We start from the raw sequence: 21,689 nt of genomic DNA on the forward strand, positions 1-21,689 counted from the left end.
CAGCGACTTGAGCCTCCCATGACTGCAACGAACGCCCCGATCCTGATCACCGGTGCCGGCCAGCGTGTCGGCCTGCATTGCGCCGAGCGCCTGCTGGACGAGGGCCAGCCGGTTATTTTCAGCTACCGCAGCGAGCGTCCAGGCGTTGAGGCCTTGCGCGAGCGTGGCGCGGTTGGCGTGTTTGCCGACTTCTCCAGTGAAGCCGGGATTCTGGCCTTCATCGCCCAACTGCAAACCCACACCAACAGCCTGCGCGCGATCATCCATAATGCTTCGGCGTGGGTCGCGGAAACGCCCGGCGACGAAAGCCGCGCATTTACCGACATGTTCAGCGTGCACATGCTTGCGCCGTACCTGATCAACCTGCATTGTTCACCCTTGCTGCAACGCTCTTCACCTGCCGACATTGTGCATATCAGCGACGACGTGGTGCGCAAAGGCAGCCGCCAGCATATTGCCTATTGCGCCACCAAGGCCGGGCTCGACAGCCTCACGTTGTCGTTTGCTGCGCAGTTCGCGCCGTTGATCAAAGTCAATGGCATTGCGCCGGCGATGGTGATGTTCAACGAGGGCGACGACGCGGCCTACCGCGCCAAGGTCCTGGCCAAATCGGCACTGGGCATCGAGCCCGGGCCCGAGGTGATCTACCAGAGCATGCGTTACCTGCTGGACAACCCTTATGTCACCGGTACCACCCTGACCGTCAACGGCGGGCGGCATATCAAGTAAGCCGTTTGTGAGGATGTTGTATGACCTTGTCCCTGCCCCAACACTACCGCGAAATTCTCAAAGGCCTGGGCGAAGACCCGCAACGCGAAGGCTTGCTCGACACCCCCAAGCGCGCTGCCAAGGCCATGCAGTACTTGTGTCACGGCTACGAGCAGAACCTGGACGAAATCGTCAACGGTGCGCTGTTCGCGTCCGACAATGACGAGATGGTGATTCTTAAGGACATCGAGCTGTATTCGCTGTGCGAGCACCATTTGCTGCCCTTTATCGGCAAGGCCCATGTGGCCTATATTCCGACCGGCAAGGTGCTCGGGCTGTCGAAGCTGGCGCGCATTGTCGACATGTACGCCCGACGCCTGCAGATCCAGGAAAACCTCACGCGGCAAATTGCCGACGCGATTCAGCAGGTCACTCAGGCCGCCGGCGTGGCGGTGGTGATCGAAGCCAAGCACATGTGCATGATGATGCGCGGTGTGGAAAAACAGAATTCAACCATGAACACCTCGGTGATGCTCGGCGCCTTCCGCGAGTCGAACACCACGCGCATGGAGTTCCTGCAACTGATTGGACGGAGCAAGTAGCAATGCCACAACTTCAACCAGGCATGGCGCGCATCCGGGTCAAGGACCTGTGCCTGCGCACCTTTATCGGCATCAACGAGGACGAAATCCTCAACAAGCAGGACGTGCTGATCAACCTGACCATCCTGTATGCCGCCCAGGAAGCCGTGCGCGACAACGACATCGACCACGCGTTGAACTACCGCACCATCACCAAGGCCATCATCGCCCACGTCGAAGGCAACCGCTTCGCCCTGCTCGAGCGCCTGACCCAGGAGCTGCTGGACCTGGTGATGAGCAACGAGTCGGTGCTGTACGCCGAAGTCGAAGTGGACAAGCCTCACGCGCTGCGCTTTGCCGAGTCGGTGTCGATAACGCTGGCTGCAAGCCGTTAGCGGCAAGCGATAAGCTAAAGGCCGACCACACTCCAACTTGCAGCTTGAAGCTTGCCCGCTTGAAGCTGTCTCAAAGAGACCACCATGAACGATCAACAACGCCTCGAACTCGAAGCCGCCGCCTTCCGCCGGCTGGTGGCACACCTGGACAGCCGCAAGGATGTACAGAACATCGACCTGATGAACCTTTCGGGCTTCTGCCGTAACTGCTTGTCCAAGTGGTACAAGGCCGAGGCCGACAAGCGCCACATCGAGCTGAGCCTCGATGACGCCCGTGAAGTGGTGTACGGCATGCCGTACGCCGAGTGGAAAGCCCAATACCAGAAAGAAGCCAATGCCGAGCAACAGGCGGCATTTGCCCAAGGAAAAACCCATGACTGATTTGAACACCCTGCGCGCCAGCCTCAACAGCGGCGAACACGTTTTTGCCGATACCTTGGCTTTTGTCGCTGCCGGTTACGACTACCAGCCGCAAGCCTTCACCAATGGCAACGTGGAAAACGCTGCCGGGCAGAACGAAGGGTCTTGCAAGACGCTGGGTCTGGCGCTGTTGGAAGGCTTGAGCGATCAGGAAGCGCTGCTGGCGTTTGGTGAGCATTACCGTTCGGTGGTGGCTACGCCTGAGGGCAGTGACCACGGCAATATTCGTGCGTTGATCAAGCATGGGTTGGCGGGTGTGAAGTTCACTCAGCAGCCACTGACCCGCCGCTGATTCAATTGGATAACCCGGTTTAATGTGGGAGCTGGCTTGCCTGCGATAGCGGAGTGTCAGCCAACGCCGCTATCGCAGGCAAGCCAGCTCCCACAGTGATTGGGTTAACACTTCTGGACTGCAGTGCGGCATACATCGCGCGCATAAAAAACCGGCCTCGCAGCCGGTTTTTTCATTTCAACGGGTTTAGAACGAAGCGTCCTTCAAACCGTCGAGGTAACGCTCGGCGTCCAGGGCCGCCATGCAGCCGGCGCCGGCCGAGGTGATGGCCTGGCGATAGACGTGGTCAGCCACGTCACCGGCAGCAAAGATGCCTTCGATGTTGGTCGCGGTGGCATTGCCTTCACGGCCGCCTTGCACCACCAGGTAACCGTCTTTGGCCTCGAGCACGCCTTCGAACAGCGAGGTGTTCGGGGTGTGGCCGATCGCGATGAACACGCCGTCGACTTTCAGCTCGTCGAAGCTGCCGTCGTTGTTTTTCAGGCGAGCGCCGGTCACGCCCATGTTGTCGCCCAGGACTTCGTCCAGGGTGGCGTTGAGCTTGAGGATGATCTTGCCTTCAGCGACACGGGCGTGCAGCTTGTCGATCAGGATCTTCTCGGCGCGGAAGGTCTCGCGGCGGTGAACCAGGGTCACGGTGCTGGCGATGTTGGCCAGGTACAGCGCCTCTTCGACGGCGGTGTTGCCACCACCGACCACGGCAACAGGCTTGTTGCGGTAGAAGAAACCGTCGCAGGTCGCGCAGGCAGATACGCCTTTGCCCATGAACGCTTCTTCCGACGGCAGGCCCAGGTAACGGGCGCTGGCGCCAGTGGCGATGATCAGCGCGTCACAGGTGTACACACCGCTGTCGCCGGTCAGGCTGTAAGGCTTTTTCGAGAAGTCGACCTGGTTGATATGGTCGAAAACGATCTCGGTTTCAAAGCGCTCGGCGTGTTCTTTCATACGCTCCATCAGCACCGGGCCGGTCAGGCCATGGACGTCGCCCGGCCAGTTGTCGACTTCAGTGGTGGTGGTCAACTGACCGCCCGCCTGCATGCCGGTGATCAGCAGCGGCTTGAGGTTGGCCCGGGCAGCGTAAACGGCAGCGCTGTAACCGGCAGGGCCGGAACCGAGAATAATCACTCGCGAATGACGGGTATCAGACATGACTCACTCCTATCGACCGTCCGGACTACAGAACGGCTGGAATAAAAAAGGACCGCGAAGCACTTGGGGAAGGCTTGAACTCGCCGGTCCTGAAAAATAATGGGTGCAGCGTATCGAGGGGGGCAAGATTAAGGAAATACGGAATAACAATCCAGCTCATAGGTGGTCTCTATCCCTGCCACCCGATTAATCGACGCCATTGTGCTTAGATGTTACCTGTGATGTCGCTGCTTTCGCCCAAGGTGCAAAGGCGGTAAGGTCGGCGCGTTTGTCATCCTGCTCGGAGTTCTCCATGCCCGCCCCTGCTCTTTCCGGCCCGCAATACCTGCGCGAAGGCCTCAAACTGGTATTGAGCCCAGGCCTGCGCCTGTTTGTAGTGCTGCCGCTGGCGATCAACCTGGTGCTGTTCGTCGGTTTGATCTACTTCGCCGGCCATCAGTTCAGCCTGTGGGTCGACACCTTGATGCCGACGCTGCCGGGCTGGTTGAGTTTCCTCAGTTACATCCTGTGGCCGCTGTTTGTGGTGCTGGTGGTGCTGATGGTGTTTTTCACCTTCACCATGCTGGCGAATATCATCGCGGCGCCCTTCAACGGTTTTCTCGCAGAGAAAGTTGAAGTGGTGGTGCGCGGCACCGACGACTTCCCGCCGTTCAGCTGGGGCGAACTGGTGGCGATGGTGCCCCGCACGCTGGCGCGGGAAATGCGCAAGCTGGGCTACTTCCTGCCACGCGCCATCGGCCTGTTTATCCTGTCGTTCATTCCGGTGGTCAACCTGATCGCCGCGCCGTTGTGGCTGCTGTTCGGCGTGTGGATGATGGCGATCCAGTACATCGACTACCCGGCAGACAACCACAAGCTGGGCTGGAACGAGATGCTCGCCTGGCTGCGCAAGAAGCGCTGGCAGAGCATGAGCTTCGGCGGCATTGTCTACCTGGTGCTGCTGGTGCCTGTGGTCAACCTGCTGATGATGCCAGCGGCGGTGGCCGGGGCCACGCTGTTCTGGGTGCGCGAGCAAGGCGCCGAGGCGATGGCAATGCAGAAAGTGACCCGGTCATAAATCCATCATGCCAATGACACAATGACGACATGGCCCACGGTGACACTGTGGGTCATGACGACAGCTTCGCTTCACATCACCCTGATCACCGAAACCTTCCCGCCAGAGATCAACGGGGTGGCCAATACCCTTGGCCGCCTGTGTGAAGGTTTGCGCGCGCGCGGCCATCAGGTCGAGTTGGTGCGCCCACGCCAGGGCAGCGATCAAAGCCGCCCCAGCGATGACGCGCTGCTGCTGTGCCGCGGCTGGCCGCTGCCGGGCTACCCCGGCCTGCAATGGGGCCAGTCGTCGATGCATAAGTTGCTGCGCCGCTGGACCCGTCAGCGTCCCGACGTGCTCTACATCGCCACCGAAGGCCCCTTGGGCTTGTCGGCGTTGCGCGCAGCACGGCGCCTGGGCATCAGCGTGGTCAGTGGCTTTCACACCAACTTCCAGCAGTACTCGAACCAATACGGTTTGAGCCTGCTCAGCCGCATGGTCACGCACTATTTGCGCTGGTTCCATAACCGCTCGACGCTGACGCTGGTCCCCAGCACCAGTCAGCGCCTGGAGCTAGAGCGGCGGAATTTCGAGCGCCTGGGAATGTTGGCGCGCGGGGTCGACAGCCAGTTGTTCCACCCGGCGAAACGCGACCACGCGTTGCGGGAAAGTTGGGCATTGAACGCTGAGCAGATCGCCGTGCTGCACGTAGGTCGACTGGCGCAGGAGAAAAACCTGGGGTTGCTCAAGCGCTGCTTTGAAACCTTGCAAGACACCTATCCGTTGCGCCAGATGAAACTGATCATCGTCGGCGATGGCCCACAACGCACGATGCTGGAAAAGGAACTGCCGGAGGCGATTTTCTGCGGCACCCTGCGCGGTGAAGAACTGGCCCGGCATTACGCCTCAGGCGATGTGTTCCTGTTCCCCAGCCTGACTGAAACCTTCGGCAACGTGGTGCTGGAGGCGATGGCCTCGGGATTGGGGGTGGTGGCCTACGACCAGGCGGCCGCAACCCAGCATATCCGCCATGGCTACAACGGCGTGCTGGCGATGCCGGGGGATGAGGCTGCGTTTTGCGATGCCGCCAATTGGTTGCTGGAAGATGCAGAGAGCCTGCGCCGCATGCGCCTGAATGCTCGCCAACATGCGAGCCGCCAGGGCTGGCCGGCGATTATCGAACAGTTCGAACGCCAGTTACGCGGAGTGTGCAAGGACGGACACCCGGTGCCCGCCCTTTCGCCTCTTACACCAGGGTCGTCAACGCCTCACGACTGAACGGCAGGATGTCGCCCTCGCGCCCCTCGCGCACCTTCACCGCCCAATCCGGGTCCACCAGCAAGGCACGGCCCACGGCGACCAGGTCGAACTCATCGTTGTTGAGGCGCTCCAGCAGCTTTTCCAGGCTGGCCGGCTGCGCGACCTTGTCGGTGTTGACCATGAACTGCAGGAACTCGCCGTCCAGGCCGACGCTGCCAACGGTGATGGTCGGCTTGCCGGTGAGCTGGCGCGTCCAACCGGCCAGGTTGAGGTCGGAACCTTCGAATTCCGGCTCCCAGAAACGACGGGTTGAGCAGTGGAAAATATCCACACCCGCGTCGGACAACGGCTTGAGGAACTCACCCAGCGCCTCGGGTGTTTGCACCAGGCGCGCAGTGTAGTCCTGCTGCTTCCACTGCGAGAAACGCAGGATGATCGGGAAGTCCGGGCCTACGGCGGCGCGGGTGGCCTGGATCAATTCGATGGCAAACCGCGAACGGTTGGCCAGACTGCCACCGTATTCGTCGGTGCGCTGGTTGGTGCCTTCCCAGAAGAACTGATCAACCAGGTAACCGTGGGCGCCGTGGATCTCTACGCCGTCCATGCCGATGCGCTGGGCATCCTTGGCGGCTTGGGCGAAGGCATTGATCACGTCCTGGATGTCCTGGGTAGTCATGCCGTGGACGACCACATTGCCGTCCTTGAGTTTTTCCATCGGGCCGTAGGCCGGTACGCTGGCGTCAGGCTCGGTGCCGATACGGCGCACGCTGCCCACGTGCCACAGTTGCGGCACGATCTTGCCGCCTTCGGCGTGTACGGCGTCGACCACTTCTTCCCAGCCGGCCAGCGCGGCCTCACCGTAAAAATGCGGAACGTTCGGGTAACCGTTGGAGGCCTGATGACCGACCACGGTGCCTTCGGTGATGATCAGGCCCACGCCGGCGGCGGCGCGGCGGCGGTAGTATTCGATGACCTTGGCATTGGGCACGCCACCCGGCGAAAACGAACGGGTCATGGGCGCCATGACCACGCGGGTCGACAGTTGCAGTGCACCGAGCTGGAAAGGTTTGAACAAGGCTTGGACAGGCATGGGAGCACTCCGCGGAAAAGGTATTTATGATGCGGATAATATGGGCAGTGCGCAGCGCCTGAAAGCACTATTGATTTGGGTGATTAAGGGGTAAAAGTCAGGAGGTGAATCACCACGAACCTGTGGCGAGCGGGCTTGACTCGGGTTGGGCGGCGCAGCGGCCCTGTTTGAAGCCAACGCGGTTATCGGCTTAATGCGGTGTGGGTTTTGGGGCTGCTTCGCAGCCCAACGCGGGGCAAGCCCGCTCGCCACAACAAGCCCGCTCGCCACGACAAGCCGGCTCGTCATTACAAGAGCGCTCGCTACAAGGAGCGCGCTTGCCGATAAAGCCTCTGGCAGCGTTCAGCTCAGGGCTTTTTCGATGGCCTGCACGATCGTCGGATCATCTGGCGCGGTACGCGGCGAGAATCGAGCCAGCACCCGGCCGTCCTTGCCGAGCAGGAATTTCTCGAAGTTCCAAGTGATATCCCCGGGAAACTCGGCGCCCTCGCCCGCCAGTAAGCGGTACAACTGGTGGCGATCGTGGCCGTTGACGTCGAGCTTGCTGCCCAATGGGAAGGTCACGCCGTAGTTCACGTTGCAGAACGCCTGGATTTCTTCCTCGGTACCCGGTTCCTGGCCTGCAAACTGGTTGCACGGCAGGCCCAATACGGTAAATCCCTGGCCCTTGTACTGCTGATAGAGGTTTTCCAACGCCGCGTATTGCGGGGTCAAGCCACATTTGGAGGCCACATTCACCACCAGCACAACTTGCCCCTTGAAGGGCGCCAGCGGTAGCTCTTGACCGTCCAAAGCTTTGAGTTTCAGGTCGTGGAAAGCACTCATGACGAACTCCAGATATCCCATGTTCTTCGCGTTGCGGCCGTTCGAGATTACAGACTGCAAGCCTGCAATCATAGACGCCGATTACAAAACTCGCCCACCGGTTACTGAGCGGTCGGCCACGGCAAAATCGGAATCGCCGTGACTGCGTTTTGCGGGCTGCCTTCGATCAAACGATCGCTGTAGACCAGGTAAACCAGGGTATTGCGCTTCTTGTCGAGGAAGCGCACCACCTGCATGGTCTTGAACACCAGCGAGGTGCGTTCCTTGAACACTTCGTCGCCATCCTTGAGCTCACCGTTGAAATGAATCGGGCCAACCTGGCGGCAGGCTATCGAGGCTTCGGCGCGGTCCTCGGCCAGGCCCAGGCCGCCTTTGACGCCGCCCGTCTTGGCGCGCGACAGGTAGCAGGTCACGCCATCAACCTTGGGATCATCAAACGCCTCGACCACGATCCGGTCGTTAGGCCCGACAAATTTGAACACCGTCGACACCTGGCCAATTTCTTCAGCCGAGGCCAGCAGCGGCAGAGCCAGCAACAGGCCGAGTACTCCGTTCATGACGCGCATCGTGTATTCCCTTTATTTAGACCAGGATCAGGTTATCGCGGTGAACCAGTTCGGGTTCGGCCATGTAACCTAATAGTCCGACAATCGCGTCAGACGATTGTCCAATGATTTTCTGCGCTTCAAGGGCGCTGTAGTTGGCCAGGCCACGGGCGATCTCACGACCGTCGGGCGCCACACACACCACCATCTCGCCACGGCGGAAGCTGCCCTGCACCAATTTGACGCCCACTGGCAGCAGGCTCTTGTTGCCTTGGGACAGCGCCGACACGGCACCATCGTCCAGCACCAGCGTGCCACGGGTTTGCAGGTGCCCGGCCAGCCACTGCTTGCGCGCCGCCAGCATGCCGCGTTCCGGCGACAGCAACGTGCCAATGCGCTCACCGGCCTTGAGACGGTCCAGCACACGCTCCAGGCGCCCGCCAACGATGATGGTATGCGCACCGGAGCGCGCGGCCAGGCGTGCAGCACGCAGCTTGGTCTGCATGCCGCCACGGCCCAGCGCGCCGCCGACGCTGCCGGCCACGGCATCCAGCGCCGGGTCATCGGCGCGGGCTTCGTAGATCAGTTGGGCATCGGGGTTGTTGCGCGGGTCGGCGTCGAACATGCCGTCGCGGTCGGTGAGGATCACCAGCAGGTCGGCCTCCACCAGGTTGGCCACCAGCGCGGCCAGGGTGTCGTTGTCGCCGAAGCGAATTTCGTCGGTGACCACCGTGTCATTCTCGTTGATCACCGGGATCACTTTGAGCTCGACCAGCGCGCGCAGGGTGCTGCGGGCGTTGAGGTAGCGCTTGCGGTCGGACAGGTCGTCGTGGGTCAGCAGGATCTGCGCCGTGTGGCGGCCATGCTCGGCAAAGCTGGATTCCCAGGCTTGCACCAGGCCCATCTGGCCAATGGCAGCGGCGGCTTGCAGCTCGTGCATCGCGCTGGGTCGCGCGGTCCAGCCGAGGCGGCTCATGCCGGCGGCCACAGCCCCGGACGACACCAGCACCAACTCGACACCGGCCTCATGCAAGGCCACCATCTGCTCGACCCAGACGCTCATGGCTGCGCGATCCAGACCTTTGCCATCCGCCGTCAGCAGCGCACTTCCGATCTTTACGACCCAGCGCTGCGCACCTGTCACTTTGCTCCGCATCATCTTCAACCTTAGATTGAGGGCTGCGCGACCCAGCGCGGCCCATAACGTTATTCGTGACTACTTTAGTGACTGCTCGTATACCCAGATACCAAAACGCCGCTCGAGTGAGCGGCGCTTAAGTTTACTGCAACGAATCAGTCGCGCACGTAAATGATTTCCGGACCGTCTTCATCATCCACGTCTTCTTCGTCCCAATCATCGTCGCCGATGTCATGGACCGACTTCACGCCGCTGCGGCGCAGGGCACGCTGGTCATCCAGGGCTTGCAGCTGGGCACGGGCTTCGTCTTCGATCTGTTGATCGAGCTCAGCGAGTTCGGCCTTGAATACCGGGTCGGCCGCCAGGCGGTCGGCGCGGTCTTCCAGGTAGCGCATGATGTCGCGGGTCAGGCGTTCGGTGCCTTCTTTGGCGATGGCCGAGATCACGTAGACCGGACCTTCCCACTCCAGGCGGTCGACGATTTCCTTGACGCGCTCTTCGTGCTCTTCTTCCAGGATCTGGTCGCACTTGTTGAGCACCAACCAACGATCGCGCTCGGCCAGGGCCGGGCTGAACTTGGTCAGTTCGCTGACGATCACTTCGGCGGCGTCCGGAGCGCTGGTGTCATCCAGCGGCGCCATGTCGACGAGGTGCAGCAGCAAACGGGTACGCGACAAGTGCTTGAGGAAGCGAATCCCCAGGCCGGCGCCATCGGAAGCACCTTCGATCAAGCCTGGAATGTCGGCGATCACGAAGCTTTTCCAGCGGTCCACGCTGACCACGCCCAGGTTTGGCACCAGGGTGGTGAACGGGTAGTCGGCGACTTTCGGCTTGGCGGCCGAGACCGAGCGGATGAAGGTACTTTTGCCGGCATTCGGCAGGCCCAACAGGCCGACGTCTGCCAGTACTTTCATTTCCAGCTTGAGGTCACGCTGCTCGCCCGGCTTGCCCGGCGTGGTCTGGCGTGGTGCACGGTTGGTACTGGACTTGAATCGGGTGTTACCCAGACCGTGCCAGCCGCCCTGCACAACCATCAGTTTCTGGCCGGCCTTGGTCAGGTCGCCAATCACTTCCTGGGTGGCCGAGTCGATGATCGTGGTGCCGACCGGTACGCGCAGTACCAGGTCTTCGCCTTTTTTACCGGTGCAGTCGGTGCTGCCGCCGTTGGAGCCACGCTCGGCATCGAAGTGCCGGGTGTAACGGTAGTCGACCAGGGTGTTGAGGTTTTCGTCGGCCATCATGTAGATGGAACCGCCGTCACCGCCGTCACCACCGTTGGGGCCACCGTTTTCGATGAATTTTTCGCGACGGAAACTCATGCAACCGTTACCGCCGTCGCCTGCTTTTACTCGGATGGAAACTTCATCAACGAACTTCATAACAAAACGCCTCTCGTCGCATGGACGAGCTTAAGAAACCAAGACATAAGACTCTTGCAAAAATGAGCGCAGCGACCTCAAACAATGACCGCGTATCCAGCGCCTGAGCTCATTACAAACAGCTTTGCAAGAGACTCACTCCACAAACGAAAAAGCCCCGTCGCGAGACAGGGCTTTTCCAGCGATCGCGCAATTAAGCGGCGACAACGCTCACGTAACGGCGGTTGAAAGCGCCTTTTACTTCAAACTTGATCACGCCTTCGATTTTAGCGAAGAGGGTGTGATCTTTACCCATGCCAACACCGTAACCGGCGTGGAATTGGGTGCCGCGCTGACGCACGATGATGTTGCCCGGAATGATTTTCTGGCCGCCATACATCTTCACGCCAAGGCGTTTGGCTTCTGAGTCGCGACCGTTACGGGTACTACCACCAGCTTTTTTGTGTGCCATGAGTCAATTCTCCTAGTGAGGAATTAGGCTGAAATTAAGCCTGAATACCGGTGATTTTGATCTCGGTGTACCACTGGCGGTGGCCCATACGCTTCATGTGGTGCTTACGACGACGGAACTTGATGATGCGGACTTTATCGTGACGACCTTGGGAGATCACTTCAGCCACAACGGTAGCGCCAGCAACAACTGGAGCGCCGATGTTCACGTCATCGCCATTGGCGACCAACAGAACGCGATCAAAGGTAACGGATTCGCCAGTGGCGACTTCCAGTTTTTCGATCTTCAGGTATTCACCTGGGGCGACCTTGTATTGCTTGCCACCAGTAACAATTACTGCGTACGACATGGTATTTCTCCGATAATCCTGCTCACCCAGCGCTTTATAAGAAGAGGTATTGGCTGGCATGGCTGCATGGGATGGACGTCCCGAATGCAATTGCGTAAGGCAGGTGCTGCCCAGGAAGTTCAGGGTGCGCGATTGTACGCAAGGCAACGGAGCGTTGCAAGAGGCCGTCTATCGCGCCTTGACACCCGGGGGTGAGGGTCCTAGCATGCCGCGCAACCCTTCTGGAGCGACTGTCGCTGATGCAACCCCAAGCTTTCTACCGCGCGGTCGCGGACGATTTTAGCGCCGTCGACGGCATCATCAAGCAGCAGCTGACTTCTAAAGTGCCGCTGGTCTCCAAAATTGGCGACTACATTACGTCGGCGGGCGGCAAACGCCTGCGTCCTTTATTAGTGTTGCTGTGTGGCAAGGCCCTGGGCCGCGAAGGCGATGACCTGCGCCTGCTGGCCGCCACCATCGAATTCCTGCACACCGCCACCCTGCTGCATGACGACGTAGTCGACATGTCCGGCATGCGCCGTGGCCGTGAGACCGCCAATGCCATGTGGGGCAACGCCCCCAGCGTGTTGGTCGGCGATTTTCTGTACTCGCGCTCGTTCGAAATGATGGTCGAACTGGGCTCGATGCCGGTGATGAAGATTCTTTCACAAGCCACGCGCATCATCGCCGAAGGCGAAGTGTTGCAGCTGTCGAAGATCCGCGACGCCAGCACCACCGAAGAAACCTACATGGAAGTGATCCGCGGCAAAACCGCGATGCTCTTCGAAGCCTCCACTCACAGTGCTGCCGCCCTGTGCGGCGCCACTGCCGAACAGGCCGAAGCCCTGCGCACCTTTGGTGATCACTTGGGCGTGGCGTTCCAGTTGGTGGACGACCTGCTCGATTACAAGGGCGACGCCGAAACCCTGGGCAAGAACGTCGGTGACGACCTGGCCGAGGGCAAGCCGACCTTGCCGCTGATCTACACCATGCGCGAAGGCACGCCGGAACAGGCTGCCCTGGTGCGCAAGGCGATCCAGAAAGGCGGCATCGAAGACCTGGAGGCCATCCGCGCAGCCGTGGAAGCCTCGGGCTCTCTGGAGTACACCGCGCAACTGGCGCGTGACTACGTCGCCCGCGCCATCAAGTGCCTTGAAGCCCTGCCTGCCAGCGAATACCGGGACGCCCTGGTCGAGCTGAGTGAATTCGCGGTCGCCCGTACGCACTGACGACGATTGATGCAGTGGGCTTGTGTGGGAGCGGGCTTGCTCGCGAAGGCGGTGGATCTGTGAGAAATATCCAGCTGATCCGCCGCCTTCGCGAGCAAGCCCGCTCCCACATCTAGATCCCATTGCCAACCACTACCCGCTCGCGCTTCAAATCCCTATATAATGTGCGACTTTAGCCATTCCTGACTTTCAAGGAGCTTTAGTGAGCACGTTGCCACCCTGCCCAAAATGCAATTCTGAATACACCTACGAAGATGGCGCCCAGCTGATCTGCCCGGAATGCGCCCATGAGTGGTCCACCAATGGCGAGGCCGAAGCAGCCGGTGATGAAACCGTGAAGAAAGACTCTGTAGGCAACGTCCTGCAAGACGGCGACACCATTACCGTGATCAAAGACCTCAAGGTCAAAGGCACTTCCCTGGTGGTCAAGGTGGGCACCAAGGTCAAAAACATCCGCCTGTGCGACGGTGATCACGATATCGATTGCAAGATCGACGGCATCGGCCCGATGAAACTCAAGTCCGAGTTTGTGCGCAAAGTCTGAATCTGCTGCCTCCATCCCGCGCCCGCCGCGGGATGGCGTTTCGCCCTCTGCGTTGATCACGCGCAATATCCACACAGAAAAACCAGGAAACCGCCAATAGGCACTTGCTATTCTACGAATAAGAATTATTCTCATTGAAACTCATCAAGGAGAACGACTCATGACTTATTTGATAGATGCCTGGCTGGACCGCCCACACCCATACCTGCGAATCCTGCATCGGGAAACCGGTGAAGTCTGTGCAGTGCTGGAAGAAGAAGCGCTGAATGAGCTGCAGGACCAGGGCGATCTGGACGTGAATGGCCTGAGTTCCAGTGAACCTGGGGTGCTGAAGGAAGTGGTGCGTAATCTGTTTCTGTTCTGCTATGCCCGAGCGTTGCGCCCGACGACTGAGGTCAATGGCAAGTTCCATCCATGAGCGAGCCAACACACAGGCCCTATGTGGGAGCTGGCTTGCCTGCGATAGCCTCAACTCGGTAAGGCGTCAGACCGAGTCGTCTGCATCGCGGGCAAGCCCGGCTCCCACATAAAGCCGATGCCAGTGCTATCAGGTCTTACAGAACGTCGAGCAGCTCGACGTCGAACACCAGAACGCTGTGCGGCGGGATGCTGCCAACGCCTTGAGCGCCGTAAGCCAGTTCGCTCGGCACGTACAGACGCCATTTGCTGCCGGCATTCATCAGTTGCAGGGCTTCGGTCCAGCCGGCGATCACGCCGCCAACCGGGAATTCTGCAGGCTGGCCGCGCTCGTAGGAGCTGTCGAACACAGTGCCGTCGATCAGGGTGCCGTGGTAGTGAGTACGCACTTGGTCTTCACGGGTCGGCTTGGCGCCTGTACCGGCAGTCAGTACTTCAAACTGCAGGCCGGAAGCCAGGGTAGTGATGCCATCACGCTTGGCATTTTCAGCCAGGAACGCCAGGCCAGCGCCAGCCGCGGCTTCAGCCTTGGCAGCCGCTTCGGCTTGCATAATTTCACGGATAACTTTGAAGCTGGCCGCCATTTGCTCTTGATCAACGCGGCTTGGCTTGCCGGCGAACGCGTCGGTCAGGCCAGCCAGGATGGCGTCGATGCTCACGCCCGGTGGCGGGTTGTCGCGCAGTTGGTCGCCCAACTGACGGCCGATACCGTAGCTGACGCGGGTTTCGTCGGTGGACAGATTAACTTCGGACATGAAGAGGCTCCGCTGTAGGGCCGTTACGAAAAACGCTGTTTTGCGTGGCGACCCTGAACTAAAAGGGCCAGCAGACTAGCACACAAGACCCGCCGATGATGAGCCCCCCGTCCCCGGCCTCTGAGGGCCGGCAGGGAATCGATTGCTCTACGGCGATGGCGACCCTTTGTCGCACCCAGATTAAAAACATTTCAGAATCCCCCGCCTGCGCCGATACAGCCCTACACACTTTGGCTGGCTCAAACAACAACACCGTCCAGCAGACACACATCATTCTTGCGGAGCATTCGATGAATAGCTGGTTCGGCAACATCAGCGTCAACCTCAAACTCGGCCTGGGCTTCGGCCTGGTGCTGGTCCTCACGTCGATCCTGGCACTGACCGGCTGGACCAGCCTGGGCGGCCTGATCGACCGCAGCAACTGGATGAGCGACATCACCCAGCTCAATGCCTCGCTGACCAAGCTGCGCATCGTGCGCCTGCAATACATGCTGGCCAACGGCGACGAAGCCGTGGCACAGAACGTACAGACCAGTCTCGACGCCTTCGCCGCCCAGCAACAGAAACTGCTGGACAGCTTCAAGAGCCCGGAAAACCTCAAGCTGCTCAACGAGCAGAAAGCCGTCATCACCGCGTACCAGCAGTCCCTGAACAAAATGCGCGAGGCCTACCGTAACGGTAACGCCGCGCGCCAGGTCATGGGCGACAAGGCCGACATCGCCAAGACCCAGATCGACGCGCTGGAAACCAGTGTGCAGCAGATGCCCGACAGTCCGGAGCGCTTCACCCAGTACCAGGCCGTCACGCGCGCCAAGGAAGAGTTCCAGTTGAGCCGCTATGAAGTGCGCGGCTACACCTACAATCCCAGCGCAGAGACCGAAGCCCGCGCCGCCGCACAGATTGAAAAAGCCATCAGTGGTTTGAAAAATCTCAGCGCCGCACTCGGCGCCAGCCAACAAAGCGCGTTGACCTCGCTGGAAACCGCGCTCGGCGCCTATCGCAGCGCCGTGCAAAGTTACAAGGCGGCCAACGCCAACATCGTCAGTGCCCGTGCGGAAATGACCACCCAAGGCGCCGATATCGTCACCATCAGCGACAAGCTGTACGACATTCAACTGAATCGCCGTGACGCCGAAAGTACCCAGGCCCGCAGCCTGCAACTGATCAGCACCTTGCTGGCCCTGCTGGTCGGCATCATTGCTGCACTGGTGATTACCCGTCAGATCACTCGCCCGATCCAGGACACCCTGGCCGTGGTGGAGCGCATCGCTTCCGGCGACCTGAGCCACAACATCCAGGTGACCCGTCGTGACGAGTTGGGCGTATTGCAACAAGGCATCCAGCGCATGGGCACCACCCTGCGTGAATTAATCAGCGGTATTCGCGACGGCGTAACCCAAATCGCCAGCGCCGCCGAAGAACTGTCGGCCGTTACCGAGCAGACCAGTGCCGGCGTCAACAGCCAGAAGATCGAGACCGACCAAGTCGCCACGGCGATGCACGAAATGACGGCTACCGTGCAGGAAGTCGCACGCAACGCCGAGCAAGCCTCGCTGGCCGCTGCCGACGCCGACGGCCAAGCCCGCGCGGGCGACAAAGTGGTGGCCGAGGCCATCGCCCAGATCGAACGCCTCGCTGCTGAAGTGGCACGCTCCACCGACGCCATGACGCACCTGCAGCAAGAGAGCAACAAGATCGGCAGCGTAATGGACGTGATCAAGGCCGTGGCCGAGCAAACCAACCTGCTGGCACTCAACGCCGCGATTGAAGCAGCGCGTGCCGGTGAAGCCGGTCGCGGCTTTGCCGTGGTCGCCGACGAAGTGCGTGGCCTGGCCCAGCGCACACAAAAATCCACCGAAGAAATCGAAGGCCTGGTCGCCGGCCTGCAGAACGGCACTCAGCAAGTGGCCACCGTGATGAACAACAGCCGCAGCCTCACCGACAGCAGCGTTGAGCTGACGCGCAAAGCGGGTGTGTCGCTGGAAAATATCACCCGTACGGTGTCGAACATCCAGTCGATGAACCAGCAGATTGCAGCCGCGGCCGAGCAGCAAAGTGCCGTGGCCGAAGAGATCAGCCGCAGCATTGTGAACGTGCGTGATGTGTCCGAGCAGACCGCAACGGCGAGCGACGAGACGGCCAAGTCGAGCGTAGAACTGGCGCGTCTGGGCAGCCAATTGCAGCAGATGGTCAGCCACTTCCGGGTTTAAAAAACCAAAAAACCGCCTCGGCCGAAACCGAGGCGGCTCCACCTCTCAGACCTTAACGGTCATCGAAGCTGTCCCGCAGGAATGTCCACACGTGATAAACACGCAGGGCACTCACTACGAGGTTCCACGTACGTCGTGCAAACTTAGACATACTCGGCCCTCCAAGCGTTGGGCCTTACCTCCAGCGCACTTACCGGAACACGTGAGCCTTGGGATGCACATCACTGCTTCCTTTGAGGCGGCCGGGCTTTGGTTCCTCCCGCATGAATCCGGCACGGATTACTAGCCCGTGGCGTTCGGTCCATTATTCCGCGCGCATACCCAACCACCTACAAAACGACGTACTTGGAACGGCGCTGATACTAACCAACCTCCCGGTAAAAGGTGTGACGGGCATCGATAAAACCTATAGAAAGGTCCGCGAATTCATTGCCAAACTTTACCGCGCATTTTGGGTGAAAAATGAAAAGTCCCGATCGTCGCCAAGTCTTGCCTGGCGTAATAACCAGCAGTAGTATCCGCGTTGCACATCACTGCTTCCAATGAGACAGCAACCCCAGCCACTCACTGGGTTTGCAATAAAAAACCGCCCTACTAAGGCGGTTTTTTATTGCCTGCAATTGCCCTGTCAGCCCTCGCCTTCCTCGACAAACACCAGCCGATTACCAAACGGATCGCCGATGCTCATCTCCCGCGAGCCCCACGGCGTTTTTTCAACGCCAGGCTTGGCATACCGATAATCCTTGGCCAGCAATTGCTGCTGATACGCGTCCACGCCTTGCGCCTGAATCCGCACCGCTGACCCCGGCGACGCATCGCCATGATGCTCGGACAAATGCAGCACGCACTCACCCAACGACACCTGCAGATACAACGGGAAATTCGCTTCGAAGCGATGCTGCCAGTCGACCTTGAACCCGAGGAAGTCGACGTAGAATTCAAACGCTTTGACTTCGTCGAATATCCGCAGAATGGGGGTGACTTTTCCTAAGTGCATGACGACAGCTCCGTGTATGAAAGCGCCCACTATAGAGTCGAAAACCCACCACGCAAATCCCCATTGCGCGCCAAAAACCGCCCTGGCCGCTGACCATTGGCCTGCCCCTCGCTGTAGCTCAACACACCATTGATCCACACGCCGTCAATGCCTTCAGCCGCGCGTTGTGGCGCCTTGAAGTCCGCTACGTCGCGTACCCGCAATGGGTCGAACAACACCAGGTCAGCCCAATACCCTTGACGAATTTCCCCACGCTCGGCCAAGCCAAAGCGCGCCGCCGACAGCCCGGTCATCTTGTGCACCGCCGTGTGCAGCGGGAACAACCCCACGTCCCGGCTGAAATGCCCCAACACCCGTGGAAACGCGCCCCACAAGCGTGGATGCGGGAACGGGTCTTCCGGCAAGCCATCAGAGCCCACCATCGACAGCGGATGCGCGAGGATGCGTCGTACATCCTCCTCATCCATTCCGTAGTACACCGCCCCCGCCGGTTGCAGGCGACGTGCTGCGTCCAGCAGCGAAACGTCCCACTCGGCGGCAATATCCTGCAAGTCGCGCCCGCCGACTTCCGGGTGCGGCGTCGACCAGGTGATGGTGATGCGAAACGCATCGGTGACCTGCTTGAGGTCCAGGGTCGAAGAGCTGGCCGCATAGGGATAACAATCACAGCCCACCGGGTGGGTTTTTGCAGCCAGTTCCAGCGACGCCAACAGCTGCGGACTGCGCCCCCAGTTGCCCGCACCGGCGCACTTGAGGTGGGAAATAATCACCGGTGCCTTGGCGTGTCGGCCGATCAAAAACGCTTCGTCCATCGCCTCCAGCACGGGCTCGAACTCGCTGCGCAAATGCGTGGTGTACACCGCACCAAACGCCGTCAGTTCTTCACTGAGTTGCAGCACTTCATCGGTCTGGGCATTAAACGCGCTGGCGTAGGCCAGGCCTGTGGATAAACCCAGCGCGCCAGCCTCAAGACTTGCTCGCAACTGCACACGCATGGCACCGATTTCATCCGGCGTGGCGGTGCGGTGCAGGTCGTCCATATGGTTGCTGCGCAGCGCCGTATGGCCGATCAACGCCGCGACGTTGACCGCCGGATGAGCGCTTTCTACAGCAGCGCGGTAATCGGCAAACCGCGGGTAAGCGAACGCCTCACGCGTGCCCAGCAGGTTCATCGGGTCCGGCGGATCACTACGTAAACTCACCGGCGAGGCGCTGATGCCGCAGTTGCCGACAATCACCGTGGTCACGCCTTGGCTGAGTTTGGGCAGCATCTGCGGATGGCGGATCACCACCGTGTCGTCGTGGGTGTGCACGTCAATAAACCCCGGCGCCAGAACACGACCCTGCGCCTCGATCTCATGCTCGGCCTGCGCAGTCGCCAGGTCGCCGATTGTCTCGATACGCCCGTCACGCAGCCCTACATCGGCGACATAACCTGGTGTGTTGCTGCCATCAATGATCAGCGCCTGGCGAATCAGCGTGTCGTACTTCATATCAATCTCCAAGCGGCAGGCTATCGGGGCCGCCGCGATAATCGTCCAGGGCCAGCTTGATCCGGCGCAGGCGCTCCTGGTTCTCGTCCGGCATGACCAGCGCCAGCTCGGTGGCGAGCAGGTCGATGGCCAACAGCATTCCGTAGCGCGCCGCGGTGGGCTTGTAGATAAAACTGGTTTCGGCCGGCTGCAGCGGCAACAACACGTCCGCCAGCTGCGCCAGCGGTGAATCGGCCAAGGTGATGGCGACGATGGGCGCATCGTAATTGCGCGCCAGCCTCACCACGTCCAACAACTCGGGCGTGAGGCCAGAGAGCGAGCACACGATCAGAGCCTGCTCAGGGCCCAAGGTCGCGGCGGTGACGCGCATCATCACCGGGTCGCGGCAAGCGGCAATCGGGTAACCCAGGCGCACCAGTCGCACTTGCAACTCTTCACTGCACAGGCTCGACGGGCCGCCCATGCCGAATGCGTGAATCATCCGCGCCTTGCCCAACAGGCTGACGGCATCGACAAAACTCGCCTGGTTGAACCCCGACAGATGCTGACGCAAGGTCAGTTCGATATCGCCGAGAATCTGCCGATGAAACGCCGACTGCTCCGGCAACCCCGCCGGGTCCAGGAAGCGGCTGCCCACCCCGCTGGCCTGGGCCAGTTGCAAGCGTAAATCGCGCAAGTCGCGGCAGCCGACGCTGCGGGCAAACCGCGACAAGGTCGCTGTGCTGACTTCGGCGCGTTGGGACAACTCCTCCAGGCTGGCCGACGCGGCAAAGCCCACGTCATCGAGCATCAGCTTGGCGATACGTCCTTCGCCGGCGCTGAAGGAGTCCTGGCGGGCGCGGATCTGGTAGAGGATGTCCATCGGGGCTCCGGATTACAAATGAGGCTCATAAAACAAGCGACAGGCCGTAAGTCAGACCGAACGCGACCACCGAGATCAACGTCTCCAGCACGGTCCAGGTCTTGAAGGTCTGGATCACCGTCATATTGAAGTATTCCTTGATCAGCCAGAAGCCGCCGTCGTTGACGTGGGAAAAGATCACCGAACCCGCGCCAGTCGCCAGCACCAGCAACTCAGGGTGTGGATAACCCAGGCCCATGGCGACGGGCGCGACCACACCGGAGGCCGTGGTCATGGCCACGGTGGCCGAGCCGGTGGCGATGCGCATCAGCGCAGCAAACAACCAGCCCATCACCAGCGGCGACAGATGGAAGGCGTGGGCCAGGCCGAGAATTTCGTTGGTGACGCCCGCGTCCACCAAAATGCGGTTCAAGCCGCCGCCCGCGCCCACCAGCAAGGTGATGCTGGCGGTCGGTGCCAGGCATTCGTTGGTGAACTTGAGGATCGCCTCGCGGTTAAAACCCTGGGCCAGGCCCAAGGTCCAGAAGCTCACCAACGTCGCGACCAACAGCGCGATCACCGAGTTGCCGATAAACAGCAGGAACTGGTTAAAGCCAGTACCGGGTGTAGAAATCACATTGGCCCAGCCGCCGATCATCATCAGCACCACCGGCAACAGGATGGTGCCCATGGTCAGGGTAAAGCTGGGCAAACGGGTGCGCGGCTCGCGCTCGATAAACTGGCGCTCCAGCGGGTTCTGCGCCGGCAGGTGAATGCGCGGCACGATGAACTTCGCGTACAGCGGGCCGGCGATGATGGCCGTGGGAATACCGATCAAAATTGCATACAGCACGGTCTGCCCAACCGAGGCGTTATACGCCAGCACCGCCATCATCGCCGCCGGGTGCGGCGGCACCAGCGCATGCACCACCGACAAACCGGCGACCATCGGCAAGCCGACCATCAGAATCGACACGCCCACACGTCGCGCCACGGTAAAGGCAATCGGCACCAGCAACACAAAACCGACCTCGAAAAACAGCGGCAGCCCTACCAGGAAGGCAATACACACCATAGCCCAATGCGCATTGCGCTCGCCGAAGCGGTTGATCAGCGTGCGCGCCACCTGCTCGGCGCCGCCGGACTCGGCCATCATCTTGCCGAGCATGGTGCCCAGCGCCACCACCAGGGCAATGTGCCCCAGGGTTTTACCCACGCCCGCCTCGTACGAGCCCATGATGGTGTCCGCCGGCATGCCGGCCATCAGCGCCAGGCCAATGGACACCAAGGTGATGACGATAAACGGGTTGAGTCGGTAACGTGCGATCAGCACGATCAATGCAATGATGGCGATGGCAGCGTATGCCAACAGCCCCAAGCCCAGTGGTGCGGCCATGCGGTACTCCTTGGAAAGGGTCACGTCGAATTGGTTGTGAAACTCATAAATCATTCCTCGATTAAATTTTCAATTTCTATGAAAGTAATTTTCGCCCACGGATAAGTGCTGTCGCTTGGGGACATGCCCAGCGCCAGCCAATGAAAATCCGAGGGGTGTTCTTACATGAAGTTTTTGCCGCGCCGAAACTCAACCGTAAGGGCCGAGTCT

23 protein-coding genes and 2 pseudogenes are annotated in these 21,689 nt (G+C 60.4%); 12 read left to right on the forward strand and 13 right to left on the reverse strand.

Annotated features, from left to right (window positions below; all coding sequences use genetic code 11):
• The first annotated feature begins 18 nt into the window (after window positions 1-18).
• From folM to AB5I78_RS24430, 5 genes are all read left to right on the forward strand, one after another.
• Window positions 19-729, forward strand: a complete 711-nt coding sequence (gene folM, locus AB5I78_RS24410) for a dihydromonapterin reductase (RefSeq protein WP_369302173.1) — start codon at window positions 19-21, stop codon at window positions 727-729.
• Between the two features lie 20 nt (window positions 730-749).
• A complete protein-coding gene (folE, locus tag AB5I78_RS24415) occupies window positions 750-1,310 on the forward strand; it encodes a GTP cyclohydrolase I FolE (RefSeq protein ID WP_145164314.1) in 561 nt (186 codons plus the stop codon).
• A 2-nt stretch (window positions 1,311-1,312) separates the two neighbouring features.
• On the forward strand, window positions 1,313-1,684 hold the full coding sequence (folX, locus tag AB5I78_RS24420) for a dihydroneopterin triphosphate 2'-epimerase (RefSeq protein WP_003194073.1): 372 nt from the start codon (window positions 1,313-1,315) through the stop codon (window positions 1,682-1,684).
• An 84-nt stretch (window positions 1,685-1,768) separates the two neighbouring features.
• Window positions 1,769-2,065 (forward strand): DUF1244 domain-containing protein, encoded by a 297-nt coding sequence (locus AB5I78_RS24425; RefSeq protein WP_369302174.1) that lies wholly within the window; start codon window positions 1,769-1,771, stop codon window positions 2,063-2,065.
• Window positions 2,058-2,396, forward strand: a complete 339-nt coding sequence (locus AB5I78_RS24430) for a HopJ type III effector protein (RefSeq protein ID WP_369302175.1) — start codon at window positions 2,058-2,060, stop codon at window positions 2,394-2,396. Before AB5I78_RS24425 ends, AB5I78_RS24430 begins: the two co-directional genes overlap by 8 nt.
• Before the next feature lie 186 nt (window positions 2,397-2,582).
• Here the strand turns inward: AB5I78_RS24430 and trxB are convergent, their stop codons facing one another.
• Window positions 2,583-3,545 carry a thioredoxin-disulfide reductase gene (trxB, locus tag AB5I78_RS24435; RefSeq protein ID WP_010206474.1) on the reverse strand — a complete coding sequence of 321 codons (963 nt, stop codon included), beginning with the start codon at window positions 3,543-3,545 and terminating at the stop codon, window positions 2,583-2,585.
• 292 nt (window positions 3,546-3,837) lie between these two features.
• Here trxB and cysZ point away from each other — a divergent pair, with 292 nt between their 5' ends.
• Together cysZ and AB5I78_RS24445 are read left to right on the forward strand one after the other, a co-directional pair.
• Entirely contained in the window at window positions 3,838-4,602 is a 765-nt protein-coding gene (gene cysZ / locus AB5I78_RS24440) for a sulfate transporter CysZ (RefSeq protein ID WP_262209963.1), read from the forward strand.
• A gap of 54 nt (window positions 4,603-4,656) precedes the next feature.
• Complete coding sequence (locus AB5I78_RS24445; RefSeq protein ID WP_119736716.1) at window positions 4,657-5,859, forward strand: glycosyltransferase family 1 protein; 1,203 nt, start codon at window positions 4,657-4,659, stop codon at window positions 5,857-5,859.
• Here the strand turns inward: AB5I78_RS24445 and AB5I78_RS24450 are convergent.
• The 7 genes from AB5I78_RS24450 to rplU all read right to left on the reverse strand — a co-directional run bounded on the left by AB5I78_RS24450 (window position 5,828) and on the right by rplU (window position 11,618).
• Complete coding sequence (locus AB5I78_RS24450) at window positions 5,828-6,931, reverse strand: NADH:flavin oxidoreductase (RefSeq protein WP_369302176.1); 1,104 nt, start codon at window positions 6,929-6,931, stop codon at window positions 5,828-5,830. The genes AB5I78_RS24445 and AB5I78_RS24450 overlap by 32 nt on opposite strands.
• Window positions 6,932-7,273: 342 nt before the next feature.
• Entirely contained in the window at window positions 7,274-7,756 is a 483-nt protein-coding gene (locus AB5I78_RS24455; protein ID WP_106578205.1) for a glutathione peroxidase, read from the reverse strand.
• 101 nt (window positions 7,757-7,857) lie between these two features.
• Window positions 7,858-8,322 carry a CreA family protein gene (locus AB5I78_RS24460; protein WP_145164324.1) on the reverse strand — a complete coding sequence of 155 codons (465 nt, stop codon included), beginning with the start codon at window positions 8,320-8,322 and terminating at the stop codon, window positions 7,858-7,860.
• Between the two features lie 16 nt (window positions 8,323-8,338).
• Window positions 8,339-9,457, reverse strand: a complete 1,119-nt coding sequence (proB, locus tag AB5I78_RS24465) for a glutamate 5-kinase (RefSeq protein WP_026013771.1) — start codon at window positions 9,455-9,457, stop codon at window positions 8,339-8,341.
• Window positions 9,458-9,594: 137 nt separating this feature from the next.
• Complete coding sequence (cgtA, locus tag AB5I78_RS24470; protein ID WP_016976186.1) at window positions 9,595-10,818, reverse strand: Obg family GTPase CgtA; 1,224 nt, start codon at window positions 10,816-10,818, stop codon at window positions 9,595-9,597.
• A 193-nt stretch (window positions 10,819-11,011) separates the two neighbouring features.
• The gene (rpmA, locus tag AB5I78_RS24475; protein ID WP_003176049.1) at window positions 11,012-11,269 is read right to left on the reverse strand and encodes a 50S ribosomal protein L27; all 258 of its coding nucleotides are present in this window, start codon (window positions 11,267-11,269) and stop codon (window positions 11,012-11,014) included.
• 34 nt (window positions 11,270-11,303) lie between these two features.
• Window positions 11,304-11,618 carry a 50S ribosomal protein L21 gene (rplU, locus tag AB5I78_RS24480; RefSeq protein ID WP_007950961.1) on the reverse strand — a complete coding sequence of 105 codons (315 nt, stop codon included), beginning with the start codon at window positions 11,616-11,618 and terminating at the stop codon, window positions 11,304-11,306.
• 239 nt (window positions 11,619-11,857) lie between these two features.
• Here rplU and AB5I78_RS24485 point away from each other — a divergent pair, with 239 nt between their 5' ends.
• The 3 genes from AB5I78_RS24485 (at window position 11,858) to AB5I78_RS24495 (ending at window position 13,788) form a co-directional block, all read left to right on the forward strand.
• Window positions 11,858-12,826: a polyprenyl synthetase family protein gene (locus AB5I78_RS24485; RefSeq protein ID WP_145164326.1), complete on the forward strand. Its 969-nt coding sequence runs from the start codon at window positions 11,858-11,860 to the stop codon at window positions 12,824-12,826.
• A gap of 202 nt (window positions 12,827-13,028) precedes the next feature.
• The gene (locus tag AB5I78_RS24490; RefSeq protein ID WP_369302177.1) at window positions 13,029-13,370 is read left to right on the forward strand and encodes a zinc ribbon domain-containing protein YjdM; all 342 of its coding nucleotides are present in this window, start codon (window positions 13,029-13,031) and stop codon (window positions 13,368-13,370) included.
• 160 nt (window positions 13,371-13,530) lie between these two features.
• A complete protein-coding gene (locus AB5I78_RS24495) occupies window positions 13,531-13,788 on the forward strand; it encodes a hypothetical protein (RefSeq protein ID WP_145164332.1) in 258 nt (85 codons plus the stop codon).
• Window positions 13,789-13,924: 136 nt separating this feature from the next.
• Here the strand turns inward: AB5I78_RS24495 and AB5I78_RS24500 are convergent, their stop codons facing one another.
• On the reverse strand, window positions 13,925-14,542 hold the full coding sequence (locus AB5I78_RS24500) for an FKBP-type peptidyl-prolyl cis-trans isomerase (protein ID WP_106578202.1): 618 nt from the start codon (window positions 14,540-14,542) through the stop codon (window positions 13,925-13,927).
• A 290-nt stretch (window positions 14,543-14,832) separates the two neighbouring features.
• On the opposite strand from AB5I78_RS24500, the pseudogene AB5I78_RS24505 reads away from it, so the two are divergent.
• Together AB5I78_RS24505 and AB5I78_RS24510 are read left to right on the forward strand one after the other, a co-directional pair.
• Window positions 14,833-15,849, forward strand: a pseudogene (locus tag AB5I78_RS24505) (methyl-accepting chemotaxis protein); the annotation flags it as partial.
• Between the two features lie 309 nt (window positions 15,850-16,158).
• A pseudogene (locus AB5I78_RS24510) lies at window positions 16,159-16,752 on the forward strand (methyl-accepting chemotaxis protein); the annotation flags it as partial.
• Window positions 16,753-17,380: 628 nt separating this feature from the next.
• On the opposite strand, the gene AB5I78_RS24515 reads toward AB5I78_RS24510, so the two are convergent.
• Genes AB5I78_RS24515 through AB5I78_RS24530 form a run of 4 tightly spaced genes read right to left on the reverse strand, consistent with a single transcriptional unit; the run spans window position 17,381 to window position 21,479 of the window.
• Window positions 17,381-17,749 carry a glyoxalase superfamily protein gene (locus AB5I78_RS24515; protein WP_369302179.1) on the reverse strand — a complete coding sequence of 123 codons (369 nt, stop codon included), beginning with the start codon at window positions 17,747-17,749 and terminating at the stop codon, window positions 17,381-17,383.
• 29 nt (window positions 17,750-17,778) lie between these two features.
• The gene (locus AB5I78_RS24520; RefSeq protein WP_369302180.1) at window positions 17,779-19,242 is read right to left on the reverse strand and encodes an amidohydrolase family protein; all 1,464 of its coding nucleotides are present in this window, start codon (window positions 19,240-19,242) and stop codon (window positions 17,779-17,781) included.
• A 1-nt stretch (window position 19,243) separates the two neighbouring features.
• Window positions 19,244-20,104, reverse strand: a complete 861-nt coding sequence (locus AB5I78_RS24525) for a MurR/RpiR family transcriptional regulator (RefSeq protein ID WP_119736703.1) — start codon at window positions 20,102-20,104, stop codon at window positions 19,244-19,246.
• Window positions 20,105-20,129: 25 nt separating this feature from the next.
• A complete protein-coding gene (locus AB5I78_RS24530) occupies window positions 20,130-21,479 on the reverse strand; it encodes a gluconate:H+ symporter (protein ID WP_242201127.1) in 1,350 nt (449 codons plus the stop codon).
• Between the last annotated feature and the right edge of the window lie 210 nt (window positions 21,480-21,689).

The sequence above is a fragment of the Pseudomonas sp. N2-3-1-14 genome, assembly GCF_041228395.1.
Classification (GTDB): Bacteria; Pseudomonadota; Gammaproteobacteria; order Pseudomonadales; family Pseudomonadaceae; genus Aquipseudomonas.

Excerpts from the sequence above, each read along its gene's own strand:
- AB5I78_RS24425 (WP_369302174.1), top strand. The coding sequence starts at position 1,769 with ATGAACGATCAACAACGCCTCGAACTCGAAGCCGCCGCCTTCCGCCGG.
- AB5I78_RS24450 (WP_369302176.1), bottom strand. The coding sequence starts at position 6,931 with ATGCCTGTCCAAGCCTTGTTCAAACCTTTCCAGCTCGGTGCACTGCAA.
- folE (WP_145164314.1), top strand. The coding sequence starts at position 750 with ATGACCTTGTCCCTGCCCCAACACTACCGCGAAATTCTCAAAGGCCTG.
- AB5I78_RS24460 (WP_145164324.1), bottom strand. The coding sequence starts at position 8,322 with ATGCGCGTCATGAACGGAGTACTCGGCCTGTTGCTGGCTCTGCCGCTG.
- rplU (WP_007950961.1), bottom strand. The coding sequence starts at position 11,618 with ATGTCGTACGCAGTAATTGTTACTGGTGGCAAGCAATACAAGGTCGCC.
- folM (WP_369302173.1), top strand. The coding sequence starts at position 19 with ATGACTGCAACGAACGCCCCGATCCTGATCACCGGTGCCGGCCAGCGT.
- rpmA (WP_003176049.1), bottom strand. The coding sequence starts at position 11,269 with ATGGCACACAAAAAAGCTGGTGGTAGTACCCGTAACGGTCGCGACTCA.
- AB5I78_RS24485 (WP_145164326.1), top strand. The coding sequence starts at position 11,858 with ATGCAACCCCAAGCTTTCTACCGCGCGGTCGCGGACGATTTTAGCGCC.
- AB5I78_RS24530 (WP_242201127.1), bottom strand. The coding sequence starts at position 21,479 with ATGGCCGCACCACTGGGCTTGGGGCTGTTGGCATACGCTGCCATCGCC.
- AB5I78_RS24455 (WP_106578205.1), bottom strand. The coding sequence starts at position 7,756 with ATGAGTGCTTTCCACGACCTGAAACTCAAAGCTTTGGACGGTCAAGAG.
- AB5I78_RS24515 (WP_369302179.1), bottom strand. The coding sequence starts at position 17,749 with ATGCACTTAGGAAAAGTCACCCCCATTCTGCGGATATTCGACGAAGTC.
- trxB (WP_010206474.1), bottom strand. The coding sequence starts at position 3,545 with ATGTCTGATACCCGTCATTCGCGAGTGATTATTCTCGGTTCCGGCCCT.
- AB5I78_RS24525 (WP_119736703.1), bottom strand. The coding sequence starts at position 20,104 with ATGGACATCCTCTACCAGATCCGCGCCCGCCAGGACTCCTTCAGCGCC.
- proB (WP_026013771.1), bottom strand. The coding sequence starts at position 9,457 with ATGCGGAGCAAAGTGACAGGTGCGCAGCGCTGGGTCGTAAAGATCGGA.
- AB5I78_RS24495 (WP_145164332.1), top strand. The coding sequence starts at position 13,531 with ATGACTTATTTGATAGATGCCTGGCTGGACCGCCCACACCCATACCTG.
- cysZ (WP_262209963.1), top strand. The coding sequence starts at position 3,838 with ATGCCCGCCCCTGCTCTTTCCGGCCCGCAATACCTGCGCGAAGGCCTC.
- AB5I78_RS24500 (WP_106578202.1), bottom strand. The coding sequence starts at position 14,542 with ATGTCCGAAGTTAATCTGTCCACCGACGAAACCCGCGTCAGCTACGGT.
- folX (WP_003194073.1), top strand. The coding sequence starts at position 1,313 with ATGCCACAACTTCAACCAGGCATGGCGCGCATCCGGGTCAAGGACCTG.
- AB5I78_RS24430 (WP_369302175.1), top strand. The coding sequence starts at position 2,058 with ATGACTGATTTGAACACCCTGCGCGCCAGCCTCAACAGCGGCGAACAC.
- AB5I78_RS24445 (WP_119736716.1), top strand. The coding sequence starts at position 4,657 with ATGACGACAGCTTCGCTTCACATCACCCTGATCACCGAAACCTTCCCG.
- AB5I78_RS24520 (WP_369302180.1), bottom strand. The coding sequence starts at position 19,242 with ATGAAGTACGACACGCTGATTCGCCAGGCGCTGATCATTGATGGCAGC.
- cgtA (WP_016976186.1), bottom strand. The coding sequence starts at position 10,818 with ATGAAGTTCGTTGATGAAGTTTCCATCCGAGTAAAAGCAGGCGACGGC.